This is a genomic window from Micromonospora sp. MP36 (assembly GCF_008119785.1).
In the GTDB taxonomy this organism is placed as follows: Bacteria; Actinomycetota; Actinomycetes; order Mycobacteriales; family Micromonosporaceae; genus Micromonospora.
In genome coordinates this window covers 306,702-328,643 of sequence record NZ_VSFA01000001.1, presented here as the reverse complement: position 1 = coordinate 328,643, position 21,942 = coordinate 306,702, and the positions used below count along the sequence as shown (strand labels likewise).

The window sequence follows — 21,942 nt, the reverse complement described above, 5'->3', positions numbered from 1 at the left end:
ACTCAGCCAGCCTTCACCGCGAGGACTGGGCAGGGCACCCGGAGCAGGATCTCCTGCGCGGCCGACCCCATGATCAGCTTGCCGACCGGGGTGCGGTGCCGGATGCCGATCACCACCAGGGACACGTCCTCAGCCTCGACGATCTCCTCGATCTCCTCGGCCGCGTCCTTCCCCCGGACGAGCTGCCGCATGCTGTGCGGCACCCCGGCGGCGGTCAGCTCGCGGGTGACCCGCTCCAGGTCATCCTCCTGGGCCAGCCGCGGGTCCGCGTACGCGTCGCCGCGGGACGTGTTCACCACGAGGATCGGCTCCTCGCGGAACCGGGCCTGCTCGATCGCCGCCCGCAGGGCCGCCTCGCCGAGCGGGGACGGCACGTAGCCCACCAGCACGGTCATCCGGTCACCAACCTTCCCCGCAGCGGACGGACCACGAACCGCCCGATCAGCGGCCAGAGGAGCACCACAACGACCGTGGCGTAGATCAGCCAGGACACCCAGCCGCCGATCAGCCCGTGCAGCTCGCCGCCGGAGAGCTGCAGCGCCCGCCGGCCCTGCAACTCGGCGCGCGGGCCGAGGATGACACCCACGATCAGCGGCAGGATCGGCAGGCCGAAGCGGCGCATGCCGAAGCCGAGCAGGCCGAGGGTGAGCAGCAGGAACAGGTCGAACGGCTGGGCGTTGACCGCGTACGCACCCATGGTGGCGAAGAAAATGATCCCGGCGTACAGGTACGGGCGCGGGATCCGCAGCAGGCGCGCCCAGGCCGGGGCGAGCGGCAGGTTGAGCACCAGCAGCAACAGGTTGCCGATGAAGAGGCTGGCGATCAGCGTCCAGACGAGCCCGGACTCCCGCGTGAACAGCAGCGGGCCGGGCTGAATGCCGTACTGCTGGAAGGCGGCCAGCATCACCGCGGCGGTGGCGTTGGTGGGCAGGCCGATGGCCAGCATCGGCACCAGCGTGCCGGCGGCCGAGGCGTTGTTGGCCGCCTCCGGGCCGGCGACTCCCTCGATCGCGCCCCGGCCGAACTCCTCCTTGTGCTTGGAGAGCTTCTTCTCCGTGGCGTACGACAGGAAGGTCGGGATCTCGGCCCCGCCCGCCGGCAGCGCGCCGAACGGGAACCCGAAGACGGTGCCGCGCAGCCAGGGCTTCCAGGACCGCTTCCAGTCCTCCCGGCCCATCCACGGCTGGCCGACCGGGATCACCTCGCCGGACTTGCGGCGCAGGTGGGCGGCGATCCAGAGCGCCTCGCCGACGGCGAAGATGCCGACCGCCACCACGACCACGTCGATGCCGTCGGCCAGCTGCGGCAGGCCGAAGGTGAGCCGTTGCTGGCCGCTCACCGAGTCGATGCCCACCAGGCCGATGATCAGGCCGATCAGCAGCGAGGCGAAGCCGCGTACCCGGGACGAGCCGAGCACCGCGGTGACCGCCACGAACGACAGCAGCATGACCGCGAAGTAGTCCGGCGCGCCGAGGCTGATCGCGAAGGCCACCACCGGGGGCATCACCAGGACCAGCGCCAGGGTGGCGATGGTGCCGGCGACGAACGAGCCGATCGCTGCGGTGGCCAGGGCCTGTGCGGCCCGGCCGGCCTTGGCCATCTTGTTGCCCTCGATGGCCGTCACCACCGACGACGATTCGCCGGGGGTGTTGAGCAGGATCGAGGTGGTCGAGCCGCCGTACATGCCGCCGTAGAAGATGCCGGCGAACATGATGAACGCCTGGGTGGGCTCCATGCCGTAGGTGACCGGCAGCAGCAGCGCCACCGTCATCGCCGGGCCGATGCCGGGCAGCACGCCGACCGCGGTGCCGATGGTCACGCCGAGCAGCGCGATCAGCAGGTTCATCGGGGTCACCACGTTGGCGAACCCGTCGAGCAGATTGCCCAGGTTTTCCATTACAGGATCCCTTGCAGTACGCCTGCGGGCAGGTTGACGCCGAGCCCGATGGCGAACGTGTAGAACGTGACCAGCGACAGCGCGACGGCGATCAGCAGGTTCCGGAAGTAGTGGCGGTTGCCGAGCGCGTACGCCGACCCCCAGAAGAGGATCGTCCCGCTGATCACCCAGCCGAGCCGGTCGATGAGCACGGCGTTGACCACGAACGCGCCGATCAGCAGCAGCACCGTCCGCCAGTCGATCGGGGTGGCCAGGTCGACGTCCTCGCCGGCCTCCGGCTCACCGGCGCCGCCGCGGGCCACGTCCACCGCGTAGATCGCGGCGACGATGAGCAGCAGCACGCCGAGCAGGATCGGCACGGGCTTCGGGCCGATCGGGTCGGCGGTGCTCACCGCGTGTCCGACCCGCAGCGCGTCGATGATCACGAAGCCGCCGACCAGGGCGAGGAACGCGCAGACCCCGTACTGCGCCCGGTCCGGCCGCGCCGTCGCCTGCTCGCCGTCCGGCCCGGCGGAGGGTGCCGCCGACCCGGCGGGCGAACCCGCCGGGTCGGCGGCCGGCGGGTCCGCGACCGGGGCGGGCACGGGGGGCAGGCCGCCCGTCTCCCGGTCCGGCGGCCCCGCCTGGTCCGGCATGGTCGGTACGGCCGGCCGGGACGGCGGGTCGCCGCCCCGGTCCGGTCGGGTCGTCCTGCCGGTCATGCCAGCCCGAGCTGCTTGAGCACGTCGGCCACTGCCTTGTCCTGCTCGGTCAGGAAGGCGCCGAACTCGTCGCCGGTGACGAACGCGTCGGTCCAGCCACGCTTCTTCAGCTCGGCCTTCCACTCCTCCGAGTCGTGCATCTTCGTCAGCACGTCGATCCACACCTTCTTGTCGGCGTCGCTGATCCCGGGCGGCGCCACGATGCCCCGCCAGTTGGTGAAGACCAGGTCGATGCCGGAGGACTTCAGGGTCGGCACGTCCTTCAGCGCCTCGATCGGCGCCTCGCTGGTCACCGCGAGGACCCGGATCTGGCCGGCCTCGACCTGGTCGAGGAACTCGCCGAAGCCGCTGGCGCCGAAGGCGACCTTGCCGCCGAGCACGGCCGGCAGCAGCTCGCCACCACCGTCGTACGAGACGAAGTTGACCTGGCGCGGGTCGATGCCGACGGTCTTGGCCAGCTGCATGGGCAGCAGGTGGTCCGGGCCGCCGGGCGAGGAGCCGCCGCCGACGGCGATGCCCTTGGGGTTGGCCTTCCAGGCCGCGACCAGGTCGTTGATGGTCTTGTACGGGGAGTTCTTCGGCACCACGATGGCGCCGGCCTCCTCGATCATCTTCGCCAGCGGCGTGGTCTGGGTCAGCGTCGCCGCGGACTTGGAGGTGTACGAGGCACCGACGACGCCCAGCCCCATCTGCATGGCGAGCTTGCCGTTGCCCTTCTCGTTCACGGTCCGCTGGAGGCCGACCGTGCCGCCCGCGCCGGGCAGGTTGAACACCTGCACGCCGGTGGCGATCTTGGCGTCCTCCATCACCTTCGCGGCGGTACGGGCCGTGGTGTCGTATCCACCACCGGGGGTGTTCGGGACCATGATCCGCAGCCCGCTGACCGGCTTGCCGTCGTCGGCGGCACCGGCCCCACCCTTGTCGGCAGTGGCACCGCAGGCGCCCAGGGCGAGCGCCGTCGCGGCGGCCACGCCCATGACCAGCAGGTTTCTCCTAGTTGCCATCATGTTTCTCTTCCGTTTCGAATGAGTCCGGCGGCAAGATGGTGGCCTCTGAGCAGGCAAGCTGTCTGCGTTGTGTCACCAGCGGAAGTTGAGGTCTTTGTGGTCGCGGTCACGTCCCGGCGCCGTACGCTCGCCGGGCAGTTGCTCGTCCTCCAGCTCGCGATCATCGTCGTGGTGCTGGTGGCGGTGGCCGCTGTCTCGCTGGCCCAGTCCGCGGCCACCTTCAACCGGGTCGAGGGGCGCCGGGTCGCCGCGCTCGGCGAAGAGCTGGCCGGCAACACCCTGCTCCGGGGTTGGCTCAACCAGCCCGCGCCCGGCGAGGCGATCGCACCGCTGCTGCAGAACACGCTGATCCGGTCCGGGGTGACCCACGTGACCGTGGCCAACGAGCGGGGCCGGGTGGTCAGCTCGACGGACCCGACGCTGGTCGGCAGCCCCGTGGTGCTCGGCGACCCCCGGGTGGCCCAGGAGGGGCGCAGCTGGTTCGGCGAACTGGAGGTCGACGGCACCCGGCAGCTGGTGGCCCAGGTGCCGGTGCTCGGGGACCGGAAGGAGGAAAACCTCGGCCGATACCTGGGCGTGGTGGTCGTCGGTGAGAAGTCGCCGACCTGGTCGGAACGGCTGGTCGGGGCCTCCTCGTACCTGATCACCTACCTGGGCATCGCCTGCGGTCTCGGGGTGGTCGGGTCGTGGCTGCTGGCCCGCCGGATCAAGCGGCAGACCCTCGGCCTGGAACCCCGGGAGATCGCCGGGCTGGCCGAGCACCGGGAGGCGCTGCTGCACGGCATCGCCGAGGGGGTGATCGCGCTGGACCCGCAGCAGCGGGTCACCCTGGTGAACGCGGTGGGCCGGCGGCTGCTCGACCTGCCCGAAAACTGTCTCGGCCGCAGCCTCCGCGAGCTGCGGATCAGCGGCCGGCTGCGGGACGTGCTGGCTGGCGCCGGCAGCGGCCCGGAAGCCCGGGACCAGGTGGTGGTCCGGCGCGGCCGGGTGCTGGTGATGAACCGGATGACGGTCCGCAAGGACGGCCGCCGGCTGGGCTCGGTCACCACCCTGCGGGACCGGACCGAGCTGGCCCGGCTGGAGCAGGAACTCGGCTCGTTCCGCAGCACCACGGAGCTGCTGCGGGCGCAGACCCACGAGTTCGCCAACCAGTTGCACACCATCTCCGGGCTGATCCAGATCGGCGAGCACGACGAGGTGGTCCGCTACGTGGACGCGCTGAGCCGCCACCGCGCCTCGCTCGACCTGACGGTCACCAGCCGGATCCACGACACGGCCATCGCGGCGCTGCTCATGGCGAAGTCGGCGCTGGCCGCGGAACGCCGGGTGGAGCTGCGGATCTCCGAGCGGACCGGGCTGGACCGGCTGCCGGCGGAGCTGTCGGCGGACGTCGCCACGGTGCTCGGCAACCTGGTGGACAACGCGGTCGAGGCGGTGGGCGGAGACGCGTCCGACCGCCCCGCCTGGGTCGAGGTCGAGCTGCGGCAGGACGCCGCCTCGGTGGAGATCATCGTCCGCGACTCCGGTCCCGGGGTCGCGCCGGAACTTGCGCAGGAGGTCTTCACCCACGGCTTCACCACCAAGGCGGCCGACAGCGGCGAGCGGGGCATCGGCCTGGCACTCACCCGCCTGGTGTGTCACCGTCGCGGCGGCGAGGTGGCGGTGACGAACACCGACGAGGGCGCCATGTTCACCGCCCGGATGTCGGTACTGGCCAGCATGTTGGAGGAGGCGCGATGATCGACGTGCTCGTCGTCGACGACGACTTCATGGTGGCCCGGATCCACCGCGGGTTCGTCGAACGAATCGACGGCTTCCGGGTGGTGGGCACCGCCAGCACCGGCGAGCAGGCGGTGGCCGCCGTCAACGAGCTGCGGCCCGACCTGGTCCTGCTCGACCTCTACCTGCCCGACATGTTCGGCCTGGACGTGGTGACCCGGATCCGGGCCGCCCGGCACGACTGCGACGTCCTGGTGATCAGCGCCGCCCGCGAGGCCGAGGCGGTACGCCGCGCGGTCCGCTACGGCGCGGTCAACTACCTGCTCAAGCCGTTCGGCTTCGACGAGCTGCGCACCCGCCTGGAGCAGTACGCCGCCCGCCGCACCGCGCTGCGTACGGCGGTGGTCGCCGACCAGGCCGACGTCGACCGGGTGCTCTCCCGCAGCGGCTCGACCGTCGCCACCCCGGCCCTGCCGCGCGGGCTCAGCCCCGAGACCGCCGAACTGGTGGAACGCGCCCTGCGCGAGCACGTCGGCACCCTCTCCGCCAGCGAGTGCGCCGACCGGGTGGGCATCTCCCGGGTCAGCGCCCGCCGCTACCTGGAGCACTTCTCCGGCACTGGGCGGGCCGAGGTGACGCTGAAATACGGCGCGGCCGGTCGGCCTGAGCGCCGCTACGCCTGGGTGGCCTGACCGGGGTTGCTCTTGTGGGCGGGCTCTGGGTTGCGGTTCTGAGCTGGGTCCGGGTCGGTGGTTGCGCTTGTGGGCTGGGGGCGAGGGTGACCGGCTCCGGGCGATCAGGCTTGATCCCTGCGCCGGTCACCCTCGCCCCCAGCCCCGTCGTGCGCCTTGCCCGCCCGCCGGTCACGATTCATCCTCCGGAGCCCGTTGCTGCCTTCCGATCTTGGACAGTTGCCGTTCACGGCGGACGGCAACTGCCGCCGGTCACGGTTCTTCCTCTGGCACGAACCCTGCCGTTTTCCGATCTTGGACAGGTTTCCGTTCGCTGCGGACGGCAACTTTCAAGATCTCTGGAGGCGGCGCTCTCTGGGAGATGGCGGTCTCTGGGGACGGCTCTCTTGAGGCGGCGCTGCCTGGCGGGGGCGCTGCCTGGCGGCGGCGCTGTCTGGAGACGGCGCTGTCTGGAGACGGCGCTGGCCGGCACCCGTCTTCGGGTGCCGGCCAGCAGCGCTTGTTCACGGTGTTCGGTTGTGCTCAGCTGTTGGGTCAGCTGTTCCAGTACTGGGCGACCAGGTCAGCGGCCTGCTGCTCCCACTGGGCGTAGGCGTCCGGGTAGGCCGACACCTGCACCGTCTGCGCCGCCTTCGTCAGCGGCATGTCCTGCCAGCCGTCGACCTGCTTCAGACCCTTCTCGAACGCCAGGGTCGCGTACTCGGGGTTGGTGATCTGCTCCGGCGTACCCCAACCCGAACTCGGGCGCTGCTGGAACAGGCCCAGCGAGTCGTGATCATTCTTGTCGCCGAGGTGGCCCAGGTTCTCCAGCTTCGACTCCTGCAGGCTCGTGGCGATCGAGATCACCGCAGCGCGCTCCGGGAGGCCGGCCTTCTTGGTGGCGGCGATGATCGCCTTCACGTTGCCGGTCTGCTCGTCGTTCAGGGTGATCTTCGACTGGGCGCCCTGCACACCATGCGGAATCAGCTTCCCCATGTCCACGCCCGGCTTGTCGGCCTGCACCGCGGCGACCGGCTTCCCGGCAGCGGCGGTCGGGGCGTCGGCGTGAGCGGCGATCGGACCGGCGAACACACCACCGGTGAAAGCCAGACCAGCAACACCAAGAACCGTCTTACGCAGCATCGTGTTCATGACGAAAGCTCCATTCGGGGGTTGGCGCACACACCGACGGGGGCCGGCTACATGTGCGCAAGCACCGTCAGGCGCTCAAACCAGGGGGAAAGTCTTCGAACCGGCAAGCTCGCGGGGCGACGGGGGTCGCCTCTTCGCGGCGCCGAGACCATATCCAACGACCGACGACCCACCAACATTCCGGGCCCGGCCACCCCACTGGGGCGCCTCGATCGCGTGGCTCACGTGCAACGACCGGCGACCCCACCATCATTCCGGGCCGGCCACCCCCTGCGGGGGCTCGATCGCGGTGGTTCACGTGCAACGACCGGCGGCCCGCCATCATTCCGGAACCGTGCCGGCGCCCCAGATCTCCGTGAAGCGACCCCGGCGGCCCCACCTCACGGGGCCTTCCTCGGCCGTGCACCCGGGTTCAACGACCCCCAGCCGCCCGCCATTCCGGCCCCAGGATGCCGCCGGTCACTCGCAAACCGGACACCATGCGCCAGAACACCCGGACAGGCGACCACGAACCTCCGCTGATCCACTCCACATCGCGTAAACGGCGGTATCCGACAGCCGCCGACACCGCCACATCCCGTATGTGGAGTCGATCAAGGATCGGCCGGCACGCAAAGGGCGCGACAAACTCCACGAAAGGGACCCTCGGGGCCGCGGGAAAGACCGCATCTTCCCCACAGTGCGCTCCAGCAGACGGCCACCGGCGCTCCGCCAGACGCCCACCGAGGGCGTGGGGGGGCAGGTGCGGCACCCCGTACACGACGGGCGAACCACGCAGGCCGGACATCCGGGCGGCGCAGGCCCACGACGCGGGTGTGGCCCGCCGTGACCGGCGCAGGGATCAAGCCTGACCGCCCGGAGCCGGGCACGGCGGGCCACACCCGAAACCGCAACCAAAGGCGACACCGCACGCCAGGAGACCGTCACCAGAGGCGGACGGTCAGGGCTCGAACTTGTAGCCCAGGCCCCGGACCGTGACGATGTATCGCGGCGCCGACGGCTCCGGCTCGATCTTGGAGCGCAGCCGCTTGACGTGCACGTCCAGCGTCTTGGTGTCGCCCACGTAGTCGGCGCCCCAGACCCGGTCGATCAGCTGCCCCCGGGTGAGCACCCGGCCGGCGTTGCGCAGCAGCAGCTCCAGCAGCTCGAACTCCTTGAGCGGCAGCTGCACGGCGCCGCCGTCCACGGTCACCACGTGCCGCTCGATGTCCATCCGGACCGGGCCGGCGGCGAGGGTCGGGGCACCCGACTCGGTCGCCTCCGCGCTCTGCCGGCGCAGCACCGCTCGGATCCGGGCCACCAGCTCGCGCGGCGAGTACGGCTTGGTCACGTAGTCGTCGGCCCCGATCTCCAGGCCGACCACCTTGTCGATCTCACTGTCCCGGGCGGTGACCATGATGATCGGGACGTGCGAGCGCTGGCGGAGCTGCCGGCAGACCTCGGTGCCCGACATCTCCGGCAGCATCAGGTCGAGCAGCACGATGTCGGCGCCGGTCCGGTCGAACTCGGTGAGGGCGGAGGTGCCCGTCGCGGCGACGGAAACCTCGAAGCCCTCCTTGCGCAGCATGTAGGACAGGGCGTCGGAGAACGATTCCTCGTCCTCGACCACCAGTACGCGGCTCAACGGGGTGTTTCCTTTCCTGTCGGTCAGGCCTACCGGAGTTCGGCCGGGCCGGCCTCGATCCCAGCGGAGGAGAGTGTCGCCTCCAGGTCGTCCGGGGGTCGCGCGGGCAGCCGGAGGGTGAACGTCGACCCTCCACCAAGAGTGCTCGACACGTCCACCCGACCGCCATGGTTGCTGGCGATGTGCTTGACGATGGCCAGGCCCAGGCCGGTGCCACCGGTGGCCCGGGAGCGCGCCTGGTCGGCCCGGTAGAACCGCTCGAAGATCCGGTCGACCTCGTTCGGGGCGATGCCGATGCCCTGGTCGGCCACGGCGATCTCGACGTGCTCGTCGGTGGCCCGCGCGGTCACCCGGACCGTGGTGTCCTCGCCCGAGTAGTTGATCGCGTTCTCCACCAGGTTCGCCACCGCGGTGGCGAGCTGGCTGTCGCTACCGTACACGGTCAGGCCGCGCTGGCCATCGACCACGATCTCCACGTGGCGGGCGGTGGCCCCGGTCCGGGTCCGGTCGATCACCTCGGCGATCACCCAGTCCACGGAGACCGGCTCGGGTGCGGGTTGCGGCTCGGCGCCCTGGAGGCGGGTCAGCTCCAGCAGTTCCTGGACCAGCCGGCCCAGTCGGGTCGACTCGTGCTGGATCCGCTCGGCGAACCGCCGGGCGGCGATCATGTCCTCGGAGAGGTCGGCCGCGCCCTCACCGGCCGGCTCGGTGGCGTCGACCAGCGCCTCGGCGAGGAGCTGGAGCGCCCCGATCGGGGTCTTCAGCTCGTGGCTGACGTTGGCCACGAAGTCCCGCCGGACCCGGGCCAGCCGGTGCGACTCGGTGACGTCGGCCGCCTCGACCGAGATGTAGCCGGCGCCCAGCCCCATCGCGCGCAGGTGCACGCCGAGCGGGTTGTCCCCGGCGCTGTCGCGACCGCGCGGCAGGTCCAGCTCGATCTCGCGGCGCACGCCGGTGCGGCGGACCTGCCCGGCGAGGGTACGGATCAGCGGGTGCGCCACCATGCTGCCGGGCGTCCCGCCGGTACGCAGCAGGCCCATCGCCCGCGCCGCCGGGTTCACCAGCACCGGCTGGTCGTCCGGGTCGAGCACCACCACGCCGGCGCGGAGCGAGTCGATCGTCTTCCGGCCGAGCCCGGCGAGCCCGCCCTGCTGATCGTCCGGAATCGCGGGCCTCCCTGTAAGCCGACGGGAGCCCTCGCTCCCCGATGACACCGCTCGCCGCCACTGCCGGACGGGTCGGGACAGCAGCAGCCCGGCGATCAGTCCGATCACCAGAGCCACGGCCACCGCGACCGCCACCGCCCAATCCACCCGGCGATCGTAGGGTCAATGTTCACCTGACGACCGGGCAGAACGGGATGAACCACGCTCACTTCCCGGAAAGTTCACTCACGGGCCCCGCGTCGTTCACCCGCGTTCACCTTGGCACCGGCAACCCCGGCCTACGGTGGGTCGCGCACCTGCTCACGCCGTACGCGGCTGATCCCGGCCGCCGGCGGCCACCGACCTCAGGAAGTGACGATGCGCGACGAGTTCCGGGCCGACCTGCAGATTGTCAGCCAGCTGCTGGTGGACATGGCGGAGGGGGTGCGTGCCGCCCTGCGCCAGGCCACCAGGGGCCTGCTCACCGCCGATCGCGCGGCCTCGGAGACCGTGGTCGCGCGGGACGCCGAGATCGACGACCTCTACCGGCACGTGGAGGAGCGGGTCTGCGACCTGCTGGCCCGGCAGGCGCCGGTCGCCTCCGACCTGCGGGCGATGATCACGGCCCTGCACGTGGCGGCCGACCTGGAGCGGATGGGTGACCTGGCCGACCACGTGGCCAAGACGGCGCTGCGCCGGCACCCCTCCCCCGCGGTGCCGGCCGAGCTGCGTCCGGTCTTCACCGACATGGCCGCCATCGCCGACCGGATGGCCGAGAAGATCGCCTCGGTGCTGGCCAAGCCCGACGCCGCGCTCGCCGCCGAGCTGGACAGCGACGACGACGCCATGGACGACCTGCACAAGAGCCTCTTCGGCGTGCTGCTCGGCGACGACTGGCCGTACGGGGTGGAGACCGCGATCGACGCCACCCTGCTGGGCCGCTTCTACGAGCGGTTCGCCGACCACGCGGTGAACGTCGGCGAGCACGTGGTCTACCTGATCACCGGCGAGGCCGCCGCCTGACCGCGAGGGAGGGGCCCCTTGGCAACGACCTCGTTGCCAAGGGCCCTTCCTCACCAGCTCAGCGGCCCTGGTTGGCGACCGCGGCCGCGGCCGCCCTGGCCGCCTCCGGGTCCAGGTACGTCCCGCCCAGCGTCTGCGGGCGCAGCTGCGGGTCGAGGTCGTAGCGCAGCGGGATGCCGGTCGGGATGTTCAGCTTGGCGATCGCCTCGTCGGAGATCTGGTCGAGGTGCTTGACCAGGGCGCGCAGCGAGTTGCCGTGCGCCGCGACCAGCACCGTCCGGCCGGCCAGGATGTCCGGCACGATCGAGTCGTACCAGTAGGGCAGCATCCGGTCGACGACGTCCTTCAGGCACTCCGTCCGCGGCATCAGCTCGGTCGGCAGCAGCGCGTACCGGGGGTCGCCGACCTGGGACCACTGGTCGTTGTCGTCGATCGGCGGCGGCGGCGTGTCGTACGACCGGCGCCAGAGCATGAACTGCTCCTCGCCGTACTCGTCCAGGGTCTGCTTCTTGTTCTTGCCCTGGAGGGCGCCGTAGTGCCGCTCGTTGAGCCGCCACGACCGGCGCACCGCGATCCAGTGCCGCTCGGCGACGTCCAGCGCCAGCTCGGCGGTGCGGATCGCGCGGCGCAGCACGCTCGTGTGCACCACGTCCGGCAGCAGGCCGTGCTCGCGGAGCAGCTCACCACCGCGCCGCGCCTCGCTCTCCCCCTTGGCCGTCAGGTCGACGTCGACCCAGCCGGTGAAGAGGTTCTTGGCGTTCCAGTCGCTCTCGCCGTGCCGCAGCAGGACCAGCGTCCCGACGGTGGGCCCCTCGCTCGCAGTCATGCGGATCATCCTGCCGTACGTCGTCGGCGGACACGCGGGGACCGGTCGTGACGACCACCACGTGGAAAAGCTGATGACCGGCGCTCCCGGGCGAGACTAGGTTGTAAGGCGCTGGGGATTCATCGGTCATTACCAAAACGGGGGCGTCGGGATGCGGACGGTACGCGGCTGGTTCCGGGACACCACGGGCGGGCTGCCGAGGTCCTTCTGGTACCTCTGGACCGGCACGCTGATCAACCGGCTCGGCTCGTTCGTCCTGGTCTTCCTGGCCATCTACCTCACCAAGGAGCGCGGCTTCTCGGCCTCGCAGGCCGGCCTGGTAATCGGCCTGTGGGGCGTCGGCGGCGCGGTCGGCACCACGATCGGCGGCACCCTCACCGACCGGTGGGGCCGCCGCCCCACGCTGCTCACCGCGCACCTCGGCGCGGCCGTCATGATGCTCGCGCTCGGCCTGGCCCGGCCACTCTGGGCGGTAGCCCTGGGCGCGCTGCTGCTGGGCCTGTTCGCCGAGGCGGCCCGCCCGGCGTTCGGCGCCATGATGGTCGACGTGGTGCCAGAGAAGGACCGGCTGCGCGCCTTCTCGCTGAACTACTGGGCGATCAACCTCGGCTTCGCCTGCGCCGCGGTGCTCGCGGGCGTCGCCGCCGAGGCCGGCTACCTGCTGCTCTTCCTGGTCGACGCGGCGACCACGGTGGTCACCGCGCTGATCATCTTCACCCGGGTCGGGGAGACCCGGTCGCCCGTGACCGGCCCGGTCGTCGCCAAGGGACCGGCGGTCCCCGCCGGCGCCCTGCGGACCATCCTCACCGACCGGGTCTTCCTCGGGTTCGTGGCGCTCAACCTGTTCTCCGCGCTGGTCTTCCTCCAGCACATCTCGATGCTGCCGATCGCGATGGGCGACTCGGGCCTGAGCCCCGCCACGTACGGCTCGGTGATCGCGCTCAACGGGGTGCTGATCGTGGTCGGCCAGCTCTTCGTACCCCGGCTGATCAAGGGCCGGAGCCGCTCGCACGTGCTGGCGCTCGCCGCGGTCGTGACGGGCTTCGGCTTCGGCCTCACCGCGTTCGCCGACGCGGTCTGGTTCTACGGCCTCACCGTGCTGATCTGGACGGTCGGCGAGATGCTCAACTCGCCGTCCAACGCCACGCTCATCGCCGAGCTCTCCCCCGCCGCGCTGCGCGGCCGCTACCAGGGCGTCTTCTCGCTCTCCTGGCAGTTGGCCGGAGCCACCGCGCCGATCCTCGGCGGCCTGGTGCGGGAGCACGCCGGCAACAGCACGCTCTGGCTCGGCTGCGCGGCGATCGGCGTCGTGACGGCGGTGGCCCACCTGATCTCCGGGCCGGCTCGGGAACGGCGCGCCGTCCAGCTCCGGCCCCTTGCCACGCCGGTCCGGCCGGTCACCGTGGTCCGGCCGCCAGCGCCGGAGGTGGCCGAGGCCGCGGCCACCGCACCGGCCGAGCCGGTCCGTTCCTGAGGTACGCCCGTCCGGGTGGTGATCAGGGCCACGCTGGCGTGGTCGGACCCGGCTCCCTACGGTCTGAGGCGGACCGGTTAACAAACCTTCCTGGAGGACGGGTGCGCGGCCTGCGGCGCTGGTGGGACGACACGGCCGGCGGGCTCCCCGCCACCTTCTGGTACCTGTGGTCCGGCCTGCTGATCAACCGGGCCGGCGCCTTCGCGATGCTCTTCCTGTCGCTCTACCTGACCGCCGCACGGGGTGCCTCCGCGTCCCTCGCCGGGCTGGTGGTCGGGGCGTACGGGGCGGGCGGGGCGGGCGGGACGCTGCTGGGCGGAGTGCTGGCCGACCGCTGGGGTCGTCGGGCCACCCTGCTCGCCGCACACCTCGGCGCGGCCGCACTGATGGTGGGCCTGGCGTTCAGCCGGCAACTGGCGGTGATCGCCGTGCTCGCCGCGCTGGTCGGGGTGGTGCACTCGATGCCGGGTCCGGCCTTCGTGGCGGCCATCGTCGACGTGGTGCCCGAGGAACGCCGCTCGCGCGCGTTCAACCTCCAGTTCTGGGCGTTCAACCTCGGCATGGCGGTGGCCTCGCTGCTGGCCGGCCTGCTCGCCGAGGCGAGCTTCCTCGCGCTCTTCCTGGTCGACGCCGCCGCGACGCTGGCCGCGGCGGCCGTCATCGCGCTGAAGGTCCCCGAGACGCTGTCCCGCCGGGTGGCGACCCCTCGCGCCGTGGCGGGTCGGTCCCGGCAACCGGGACTGCACACCGCGCTGACCGATCGGACCTTCCTCGTCTTCGTCGGGCTGAGCTTCCTGCTGGCCGTGCTCACCATGCAGACCTCGACGATCATGCCGCTGGCGATGCGGGCCGACGGGCTGGGCCCCTCGGCGTACGGGGTGGTGGTGGCGGTCGGCGGTGCGCTGATCGTGGCGGGGCAACTCTTCGTGCCCCGGCTGATCGAGCCGTACCGGAAGTCGACCGTACTCGCCGCCTCCACCGGGCTGATGGCGCTCGGCTTCGGCGCGCTCGCCCTCGCCGATCACCTGCCGTTCTATCTGGGCGCGGCGGTGGTGTGGACCGTCGGGCAGATGCTCGCCGCACCCCCGAACGCGCAGATCAACGCGGATCTCGCGCCACCGGAGCTGCGGGCCCGCTACCAGTCGGTCTTCTACCTGACCTTCCCGGCGGCGTCCTTCGTGGCGCCCGCGTTGGGCGGCCTGAGCCTGCAGCACCTCGGCGAGCGGCACTGGCTCGTCGTGGGCGGGTTGGGCCTGGTCGCGGCCGTCGGTCACCTGCTCGCCGGGCCGCCTCGGGAACGCCGGGTCGCCGCGCTGCGGGCGGCGTCGGCGGACCGGACGGAAGCGCTGGTCGGGGGCCGCTGAGGCGGGGTACGCGCGGCGTCCGGCCCCAGGACGGCGTCGAGCGCCCACCTCGACCCCCGTCGAGGTGGACGCTCGCACCGTACGCCCGGCGGCGGCGGGCGACACTCACCCCCGTAAGCGTCGCCCGCTCGCGCCGCCGGTTCCACGGGTGGCACCGTCCCCCAACGATGTGCTCCACCCGATCCCTCGCGCCTCGCTTGCGCGGATCTGATCGATCCGCCGCTCCCCCGAACGATTACAAGCGTGGCGCGGTGCAATAAAGTTAGTTCGCCCGGATTCCGGATTCAACCCAGATTGCTGTCTTGCCCGTCACAGCACCCGTGTCGGAAATCCGGCTGTCCCTTGCTCCGGGCCATGTGTTGACCAACAGCGGGTTCCCGCCAACCATTCCCGCAAACCTCAGGCGTCCTCCCGGTTGGGATTCTCGGTGCGGAAGAAGTTGCTCTGCCGGCCGTCCCGCATCTGCTCCTGGTAGATCAGGTTCAGGCCGCGCAGGTCGAAGGTCCGGAACCAGTCGTCCCAGGTGATCTCCCGGATCCGGCTGCTTTCCCGGTACCCGGGGATGTTGAACGTCAGCACGCCCGGCCGGCCTTCCCGCTCGGTGCCGGCGATGGTGGCCGGTTTGGCGCCGCGGTCCCGCGCCCAGCGCTGGATCACCTCGTGGTTGGCGGTCACCAGGCTCCGCCCGGGACGCTCCGGACGATCCTGCAGCGAGGTGATCTGCTGGGACGACCGCACCGAACGGGCTGAGGATCCGCCGGTCCGGACCGGCGTCGCCGCCGTACCTCCGGGAGAGACCGCCGTCCGGCGACCCGCACCGGCGGTCGCCGTCGCGCCGCGCGCCCGGGACACCGCCGCCTTCTTCGCGGGGGCCGCCCGCTTCGCAGCAGGTGCCTTCTTCGCCGCGGCCTTCTTCGTGGGGGCCGCCCGCTTCGCGGCGGGCGCCTTCTTCGCCGCGGCTCGCTTCGCGGGGGCGGCCTTCTTCGCCGCGGCCCGCTTCGCGGGGGCGGCCTTCTTCGCCCGCGCACCGGTGACCTTCGCGGCGGGCACCGCCTTGGCCGCGGCGGTCCGCTTCGCCGGTGCCTTCTTGGCGGCCGCCTTCTTCGTGGCGGCGGCGCGCCCGGCCGGCCCGGTCGGCCTGCGTGCCGCGCCACCGCCTCGGCTCTCCGCCCGCAGGGTGTTCGCCAGCGTCTTCACCAGTTCCGGCTTGCGCAGGGCGGAGATCCCGGAGACCCCGCGCCGGCGAAGCTGGTTACGCAGGTCGTCGACCCGCATCCGGGAGATCTCGGATTCGGAGATCCGCGGCGTGTTCGGGGTCTTGTTGCCGGCTTGCCGCTTGGTCCTGGTCGCAGTCGTGCCGCGACCTGAGCTGATGCGCTGAGCCATGGGACACGCTCCTCGACAGTCCGTCCTCGGCCCGCGGTGGGTCCCAAGTGCCGCACCGCGCGGTGCGGCATACCCGTCATGACGGGTCCGAACCTCCGGTGGCCGGGCCGGAACTGGTCGACGGCGCGAAGAGGTGGGCGAACGCGGCCAGATTGGCGGTCGACTCGCCCCGCTTGACCCGCCATTCCCACTCCCGGCGGATCGCGGTGCCGAAGCCGATCTCCAGCATGCTGTCGAAGGACTCGTCCGCGTACGTCAGGACGGCCCCGAGCAGCCGGTCCAGCTCGTCCTCGTCGAGCCCGGCCAGGTTGACCCGGCCGGTCAGGTAGACGTCGCCGACCGCGTCGATGGAGAAGGCCACCCCGTACATCCGGGCGTTGCGCTGGAGCAGCCAGGCCCAGAGCTCCTCGCGGCGCTCGTCCGGCTGGCGCATCACGAACGCCTCGATCCGCAGCGCGTGCTCGCCGACGATCAGGTTGCAGATCGTCTTGAGCTTGTGCGTCCCCGGCAGGGTGACCGCGTACGACGCCTCGCCGGTAGACTCCCACTCCAGCTCGCGCTCGGCGCACCCGGACTCGATCAGCGCGGCGACCTCACTCCTGCGGCTCACCGCACCCACTCTACGGGCGCGCCACGGACCCCACCCGCCGCCGGCCGGGCGGGACCGGTCACCAGGAGCAGGAGAGGGCCGGGTCGCCGGAGAGCTGCCCGGCCAGCCGGGCGCGGTGCTCGGCGATCGCCTCGCCGTACACGGCGAGCAGGCCGGAGACGGTGCGATGCCAGGAGAAGTTGCGGGCGTGACGCTGCGCGCCCCGGCCCAGAGCGGCGCGGCGCAGCCGGTCGGGGAGCAGCCGGGCCAGCGTACGGGCCCAGTCGACCGGGTCGTGGCCGTCGATGAGCACCCCGCTGACCCCGTCGCGGACGGCGGTGACCAGACCGCCCACGGCGGCGGCCAGGACGGGTGTGCCGCACGCCTGGGCCTCCAGCGCGACCAGACCGAACGACTCGTTGTACGACGGCACCGCGACCAGGTCGGCGGCCCGGTAGAGGGCGGGCAGGTCGTCGCCGGTCTGCGGCGGCAGGAAACGCACCCGGTCGGCGACCCCGAGCGCGCCGGCCAGCTCGATCAGCGCGGTGGGCCGGTCGAGACCGCTGCCGCTGGGGCCGCCGCAGATCACCACGGTCAGCTCGTCGACCAGCGCGGGCTCCCGCTCGCGCAGTGCGGCGACCGCGCGGACCAGCACGTCCGGGGCCTTGAGCGGCTGGATCCGGCCGACGAACGCCACCACGTACCCGGTGGTGGGCAGGCCGAGGCGGCGGCGGGCGGCGCGTACGCCGGCGTCCCGGTCCCCGGCGACCGGGCGGAACCGGTCCAGGTCGACGCCGGGCTCCACGACGGCCACCCGGTCCGGCTCGGCGTCGTACCGGGAGAGCAGGTCGCGGGCCTCCACCCGGGTGTTGGCGACCAGCCGGTCGGCCTCGGCGACCACCTGCTCCTCGCCGATGAGCCGGGCCTTCGGCTCCGGCCGGTCCCCGGCGGCGAGCTGGGCGTTCTTGACCTTCGCCAGGGTGTGCGCGGTGTGCACCAGGGGCACGCCCCACCGCTCCTTGGCCAGCCAGCCGACCTGCCCGGAGAGCCAGTAGTGCGAGTGGATGAGGTCGTAGTGGCCCGGCGGGCGCGCCGCCTCGGCACGGAGCACGCCGGCGGTGAAGGCGCAGAGCTGCCCGGGGAGCTCCTCTTTGGTCAGCCCCTCCAGCGGGCCGGCGGTGACGTGCCGGACGTGCACGCCGGGCGCCATCTCGACCACCGGCGGCAGGTCGCCGGAGGTGGCCCGGGTGAATATCTCCACCTCGACGTCGGCCTCGGCCAACCGCCGGGCGACCTCCAGGATGTAGACGTTCATGCCGCCCGCGTCGCCCGTGCCAGGCTGGTGCAGCGGCGAGGTGTGTACGGAGAGGGTGGCGATCCGGCGCGGCCGCGGCCACGGCAGGGCACCTCGCTGACGACCGACACCGGTGTGCAACTCCGCCACGTCCGCTCCCTCTGTCACGGTTGATGCCGTCCCGCACGCCCGGCGCTTTTCGGACAACGTCCTCGCCGGATGTCATCTTCCCGATCGGCGGGTGGTAATGCGCGGGGCGGTCCGCCGGCGTGACGGACCTCATCACCGCGTCGATGCCGGACGCGGGGGAGAATGCCGGGATGACCTCTGTCGCCATCGTCACCGGAGCGTCCAGCGGGATCGGCGCGGCCACCGCCCGCCGGCTGGCCGCCGAGGGTTTCCACGTGCTCGCCGCCGCGCGGCGTACCGACCGGCTGGCCGGCCTGGTCGCCGAGATCGAGGCGGCCGGCGGCGCGGCCACCGCGGTGGAGTGCGACGTCACCTCGGACGAGTCGGTGGCCGGCCTGGCCACGGCGGCCGCCGCCGCGCCCGGCCCGGTGACCCTGCTGGTCAACAACGCCGGCGGGGCGCGCGGCCTGGACCCGGTGGAGTCCGGCTCGATCGGCGACTGGCAGTGGATGTACGACGTGAACGTGCTGGGCACGCTCCGGGTCACCCAGGCGCTGCTGCCCGCGCTGGAGGCGTCCGGCGCCGGCACCATCGTGATCGTCAGCTCCACCGCCGGGCGCGTCGTCTACGAGGGCGGCGGCGGCTACACCGCGGCCAAGCACGCCCAGACGGCGATCGCCGGCACCCTCCGGCTGGAGCTGTGCGGCCGCCCGGTGCGGGTGATCGAGATCGACCCGGGCATGGTGAAGACCGAGGAGTTCGGCCTGGTCCGGTTCGGAGGCGACGCCGAGCGGGCCGCCGCCGTCTACGCCGGGGTGGCGGAGCCGCTGGTCGCCGAGGACGTGGCCGACTGCGTCGCCTGGTGCGCCACCCGCCCGCAGCACGTCAACATCGACCAGCTGGTGGTCCGCCCGCTGGCCCAGGCCGCCCAGCACAAGGTGCACCGGACAGCCTGATGCGGCACCGGCCGCTCGGAGTGGTGACCCGGGGGACGACCAACCCGAACCGGCTCCGCCGGGTCGACAACTGGATCGTGAAGACCTGCGGCGAGGCGCTGCGCTCCGCCGCCGACCCGCTGGTGGTCGACCTGGGCTACGGCGCCACCCCGGTCACCGCCGTCGAGCTTCGGGCCCGACTCGCGGCCGGGGTCCGCGCCGACGTCCGGGTGGTCGGGCTGGAGATCGATCCGGTACGCGTGGCCGCCGCCCAGCCCGCCGCCGACCCACCCGGGCTGACCTTCGCCCGGGGCGGCTTCGAGCTGGCCGGCCTCCGGCCCGCCCTGGTCCGGGCGTTCAACGTGCTGCGGCAGTACGACGAGAGCGAGGTGGCCGACGCCTGGCGTACGGTCACCGAACGGCTGGCCCCGGGCGGGCTCCTGATCGAGGGGACCTGCGACGAGCTGGGCCGGCTGGGCGGTTGGGTGCTGCTCGACGCGGCCGGCCCACGCACCCTGACGCTGGCCGCGAAGCTGACCACGCTGGAGAGCCCGGCCCAGCTCGCCGAGCGGCTGCCCAAGGCGCTGATCCACCGCAACGTCCCCGGGGAACGGATCCACGACCTGATCCGCGCCCTCGACGAGGCCTGGCAGGCCGCCGCCGGCTACGCCCCCTTCGGCCCCCGCCAGCGCTGGCTCCGAACGGTAGCCGCCGTCGAAGAGGCGGGCTGGCCCGTCCTCGACCGCCCCCGCCGCTGGCGGCACGGCGAACTCACCGTCCCCTGGCCCACCATCTCCCCCACCTGACGGCCCCCTCTCCCCCGCCCCCGGGCCGGCGACCCGGGTGGGTGGGGTCAGATGGTGCAGTTGATGAGGACGGGCTCGGGGTGGAGGGTGACGCCGAAGCGGTCGTGGACGCCGTCGCGGATCTCCCGGGCCAGGGCCACCAGGGCCGAGGTGCTGGCGGTGCCGCTGTGGTTGGTGAGCGCGAGGGTGTGCTTGCTGGAGATGGCCACCCCCTCCGGGCCGGGGTACCCCTTGCCGAAGCCGGCCTTGTCGATCAGCCAGGCGGCGCTGACCTTGACCACGTCCCCCGCGCCCGGCCAGGACGGCGGCTCGCCGAGGTCCGCGGCGCGCTCCCGGAACAGCTCGTACGCCTCGCGCTCCAGCACCGGGTTGGTGAAGAACGAGCCCACCGACCAGGTGTCGGGGTCGTCCCCGTCTAGCACCATGCCCTTGCCGGCGCGCAGCCGCAGCACGGTGGCCCGAGCGTCGGCCAGCGGCACCCGGTCGCCGACCTCGACGCCGAGCGCCCGGGCCAGTTCGGCGTACCGCACCGGGCCGGAGAGCGGGGAGCGGGCCAGCCGGAAGTCGACCGAGAGCACCACCCAGCGGTCGCTGTACTTGAAGATGCTCCCCCGGTACACGAACCCGCAGTCGCCCGCCTCGATCCGTACCACCTCGCGGTGGGTGCGGTCGTACGCCTGGACGCCGGTGATGGTCTCGGCCACCTCCTGGCCGTACGCGCCGACGTTCTGGATGGGGGTGGCCCCGGCCGAGCCGGGGATGCCGGAGAGGCACTCCAGCCCGGACCAGCCCTGCCCGACGGTGGCGGCCACCAGGTCGTCCCAGGGCTCGCCGGCCTCGACCCGTACGGTGACCGTGTCGGCGTCCCCGGCGACCACCCGGAACCCCCGGGACCGGACCAGCACCACCGAGCCGGGGAAGCCCTGGTCGCCGATCACCACGTTGCTGCCGCCGGCGAGGATGAGGACCGGCTCGTCCCGTGCCTCCGCCTCCTGCACTTTTTGTACGATTTCCTCGGCGCTGCCGGCGGTCTCCAGCCGCCCAGCCGCGCCGCCGAGGCGAAGCGTGGTGTATCTCGCCAGGGTGGCCGGGTCGGTCGGGTCGGCTCCGGTCGTCGGTTCGGCGTAGACGTCTGACACGCCTTTCACCCTAGGCTGAGGGGTAGCCGCGGCACCCACTGGTGGCCCGGTCACCCCCGGGAGGATTGCGATGAGCAGACTGCACGGCACGAAGGACTTCTGGATCGGCGCATTGCGTACCGAGGGCCCCGCCTTCGCCGCCGCCGTCGCGGAGGCGCCGGCGGAGACTCCGGTGCTCTCCTGTCCCGGCTGGACGGTCTCCGACCTCGCTCACCACCTCTGCGGGGTCTACCGCTGGACCCGCACGGTGGTGACCGCCGGGACCACCACCAGGCCGGTACGCGAGGAGGTGGCCCCGCCCGCGGACCTCACCCCGGCACAGTGGTACCGCCAGGAGTTCGACCAACTCATGCGCCTGCTCGAGGGGCTGGACCCGGAGGCGCCGGCGTGGAACTTCGCGCCGCAGCCGAAGAAGGCGGGCTTCTGGCCGCGACGGGTTGCGCACGAGACGGCAGTGCACCGCTGGGACGCCCAGGTCGCCATCGCCGCCGGTGAGCCGATCGAGGCCAAGCTCGCGGCCGACGGGGTGAGCGAGGTGCTGGACACCTGGCTGCCGGCGGGCCGGCGGATCCAGCCCGGCCAGTGGCACGGCGTGGTGCAGGTGACCGCGATCGACGCCGCCCAGAACTGGTACCTGCGGCTGCGCGGCGAGGGGGTGGCGCTGCTGGACACCACCACCATCCTCGACCACGACGAGCACCATGCCCGGGCCCAGATCACCGGGACGGCGAGCGACCTGCTGCTGGCCCTGATGGGACGGATCAGCTTCGACGCCCTCGGCGTGGCCGGCGACCGCCGGCTGCTCGACGGGTTGCGGGTGGGCTGACCCCTCGCCCGGCGGCACCCTGGGCTCGCGCAACAGCCCGGCGGAGAGTGGCGTCCCGGCATGGGGAGGCCACGCTCCGCCGTTCGCCTGGGCGCCGAGCGTCGGGCAACGAGTGACGGCGGGTAATCCTCACGTTGGGTCACCAACGCCGAACCTGCGTGACCTTGGGACCACCCAAACCCTCCGCCGAACGACAGCAAATCGGACTATTAGCCCCAGCAGCGCGGAGGCACCG

General features: G+C 72.4%; 20 protein-coding genes. 8 read left to right on the top strand and 12 right to left on the bottom strand.

Annotation, left to right across the window (positions count from 1 at the left end):
* Nucleotides 1–2: 2 nt before the first annotated feature.
* The 4 genes from FXF52_RS01530 to FXF52_RS01515 are packed head-to-tail and all read right to left on the bottom strand — an operon-like array spanning nucleotide 3 to nucleotide 3,602.
* Nucleotides 3–395: a universal stress protein gene (locus tag FXF52_RS01530; RefSeq protein WP_148793300.1), complete on the bottom strand. Its 393-nt coding sequence runs from the start codon at nucleotides 393–395 to the stop codon at nucleotides 3–5.
* Nucleotides 392–1,897: a tripartite tricarboxylate transporter permease gene (locus FXF52_RS01525; RefSeq protein WP_148793299.1), complete on the bottom strand. Its 1,506-nt coding sequence runs from the start codon at nucleotides 1,895–1,897 to the stop codon at nucleotides 392–394. The genes FXF52_RS01530 and FXF52_RS01525 overlap by 4 nt, the downstream gene beginning before the upstream one ends.
* The gene (locus FXF52_RS01520; RefSeq protein WP_148793298.1) at nucleotides 1,897–2,598 is read right to left on the bottom strand and encodes a tripartite tricarboxylate transporter TctB family protein; all 702 of its coding nucleotides are present in this window, start codon (nucleotides 2,596–2,598) and stop codon (nucleotides 1,897–1,899) included. The genes FXF52_RS01525 and FXF52_RS01520 overlap by 1 nt, the downstream gene beginning before the upstream one ends.
* The gene (locus FXF52_RS01515; protein ID WP_255471683.1) at nucleotides 2,595–3,602 is read right to left on the bottom strand and encodes a tripartite tricarboxylate transporter substrate binding protein; all 1,008 of its coding nucleotides are present in this window, start codon (nucleotides 3,600–3,602) and stop codon (nucleotides 2,595–2,597) included. The genes FXF52_RS01520 and FXF52_RS01515 overlap by 4 nt, the downstream gene beginning before the upstream one ends.
* 72 nt (nucleotides 3,603–3,674) lie before the next feature.
* Between FXF52_RS01515 and FXF52_RS01510 the strand changes: the two genes are divergently transcribed.
* Both FXF52_RS01510 and FXF52_RS01505 read left to right on the top strand, forming a co-directional pair.
* Nucleotides 3,675–5,345 carry an ATP-binding protein gene (locus FXF52_RS01510; RefSeq protein ID WP_255471682.1) on the top strand — a complete coding sequence of 557 codons (1,671 nt, stop codon included), beginning with the start codon at nucleotides 3,675–3,677 and terminating at the stop codon, nucleotides 5,343–5,345.
* On the top strand, nucleotides 5,342–6,016 hold the full coding sequence (locus tag FXF52_RS01505; RefSeq protein WP_148793295.1) for a response regulator: 675 nt from the start codon (nucleotides 5,342–5,344) through the stop codon (nucleotides 6,014–6,016). Before FXF52_RS01510 ends, FXF52_RS01505 begins: the two co-directional genes overlap by 4 nt.
* Before the next feature lie 534 nt (nucleotides 6,017–6,550).
* On the opposite strand, the gene FXF52_RS01500 is transcribed toward FXF52_RS01505, so the two are convergent.
* From FXF52_RS01500 to FXF52_RS01490, 3 genes are all read right to left on the bottom strand, one after another.
* Complete coding sequence (locus FXF52_RS01500; RefSeq protein WP_148793294.1) at nucleotides 6,551–7,147, bottom strand: hypothetical protein; 597 nt, start codon at nucleotides 7,145–7,147, stop codon at nucleotides 6,551–6,553.
* Between the two features lie 940 nt (nucleotides 7,148–8,087).
* Entirely contained in the window at nucleotides 8,088–8,771 is a 684-nt protein-coding gene (locus FXF52_RS01495; RefSeq protein WP_148793293.1) for a response regulator transcription factor, read from the bottom strand.
* Between the two features lie 29 nt (nucleotides 8,772–8,800).
* On the bottom strand, nucleotides 8,801–10,084 hold the full coding sequence (locus FXF52_RS01490; RefSeq protein WP_187413279.1) for a cell wall metabolism sensor histidine kinase WalK: 1,284 nt from the start codon (nucleotides 10,082–10,084) through the stop codon (nucleotides 8,801–8,803).
* Between the two features lie 210 nt (nucleotides 10,085–10,294).
* Between FXF52_RS01490 and phoU the strand changes: the two genes are divergently transcribed.
* A complete protein-coding gene (phoU, locus tag FXF52_RS01485) occupies nucleotides 10,295–10,939 on the top strand; it encodes a phosphate signaling complex protein PhoU (RefSeq protein ID WP_148793292.1) in 645 nt (214 codons plus the stop codon).
* Nucleotides 10,940–10,997: 58 nt separating this feature from the next.
* Here phoU and FXF52_RS01480 read toward each other — a convergent pair whose 3' ends face one another.
* Entirely contained in the window at nucleotides 10,998–11,765 is a 768-nt protein-coding gene (locus FXF52_RS01480; protein ID WP_148793291.1) for a phosphoglyceromutase, read from the bottom strand.
* A gap of 151 nt (nucleotides 11,766–11,916) precedes the next feature.
* On the opposite strand from FXF52_RS01480, the gene FXF52_RS01475 reads away from it, so the two are divergent.
* Together FXF52_RS01475 and FXF52_RS01470 are read left to right on the top strand one after the other, a co-directional pair.
* A complete protein-coding gene (locus FXF52_RS01475) occupies nucleotides 11,917–13,239 on the top strand; it encodes an MFS transporter (RefSeq protein WP_148793290.1) in 1,323 nt (440 codons plus the stop codon).
* Nucleotides 13,240–13,340: 101 nt separating this feature from the next.
* Nucleotides 13,341–14,603, top strand: coding sequence for an MFS transporter (locus tag FXF52_RS01470; RefSeq protein ID WP_148793289.1), 1,263 nt, complete (start codon nucleotides 13,341–13,343; stop codon nucleotides 14,601–14,603).
* 399 nt (nucleotides 14,604–15,002) lie between these two features.
* Here FXF52_RS01470 and FXF52_RS01465 read toward each other — a convergent pair whose 3' ends face one another.
* From FXF52_RS01465 to mshA, 3 genes are all read right to left on the bottom strand, one after another.
* Complete coding sequence (locus FXF52_RS01465; protein WP_148793288.1) at nucleotides 15,003–15,989, bottom strand: SAP domain-containing protein; 987 nt, start codon at nucleotides 15,987–15,989, stop codon at nucleotides 15,003–15,005.
* A 76-nt stretch (nucleotides 15,990–16,065) separates the two neighbouring features.
* Nucleotides 16,066–16,599 carry a YbjN domain-containing protein gene (locus FXF52_RS01460; RefSeq protein WP_148793287.1) on the bottom strand — a complete coding sequence of 178 codons (534 nt, stop codon included), beginning with the start codon at nucleotides 16,597–16,599 and terminating at the stop codon, nucleotides 16,066–16,068.
* A gap of 58 nt (nucleotides 16,600–16,657) precedes the next feature.
* Complete coding sequence (gene mshA / locus FXF52_RS01455) at nucleotides 16,658–18,022, bottom strand: D-inositol-3-phosphate glycosyltransferase (RefSeq protein ID WP_148793286.1); 1,365 nt, start codon at nucleotides 18,020–18,022, stop codon at nucleotides 16,658–16,660.
* Between the two features lie 170 nt (nucleotides 18,023–18,192).
* Between mshA and FXF52_RS01450 the strand changes: the two genes are divergently transcribed.
* Nucleotides 18,193–18,957 carry an SDR family NAD(P)-dependent oxidoreductase gene (locus FXF52_RS01450; protein ID WP_148793285.1) on the top strand — a complete coding sequence of 255 codons (765 nt, stop codon included), beginning with the start codon at nucleotides 18,193–18,195 and terminating at the stop codon, nucleotides 18,955–18,957.
* A complete protein-coding gene (locus tag FXF52_RS01445) occupies nucleotides 18,957–19,742 on the top strand; it encodes a class I SAM-dependent methyltransferase (protein ID WP_148793284.1) in 786 nt (261 codons plus the stop codon). The genes FXF52_RS01450 and FXF52_RS01445 overlap by 1 nt, the downstream gene beginning before the upstream one ends.
* Nucleotides 19,743–19,789: 47 nt before the next feature.
* Here FXF52_RS01445 and FXF52_RS01440 read toward each other — a convergent pair whose 3' ends face one another.
* On the bottom strand, nucleotides 19,790–20,881 hold the full coding sequence (locus tag FXF52_RS01440) for a UDP-N-acetylmuramate dehydrogenase (protein WP_148793283.1): 1,092 nt from the start codon (nucleotides 20,879–20,881) through the stop codon (nucleotides 19,790–19,792).
* 70 nt (nucleotides 20,882–20,951) lie between these two features.
* On the opposite strand from FXF52_RS01440, the gene FXF52_RS01435 reads away from it, so the two are divergent.
* Entirely contained in the window at nucleotides 20,952–21,707 is a 756-nt protein-coding gene (locus FXF52_RS01435) for a maleylpyruvate isomerase family mycothiol-dependent enzyme (RefSeq protein WP_148793282.1), read from the top strand.
* Nucleotides 21,708–21,942: the final 235 nt, after the last annotated feature.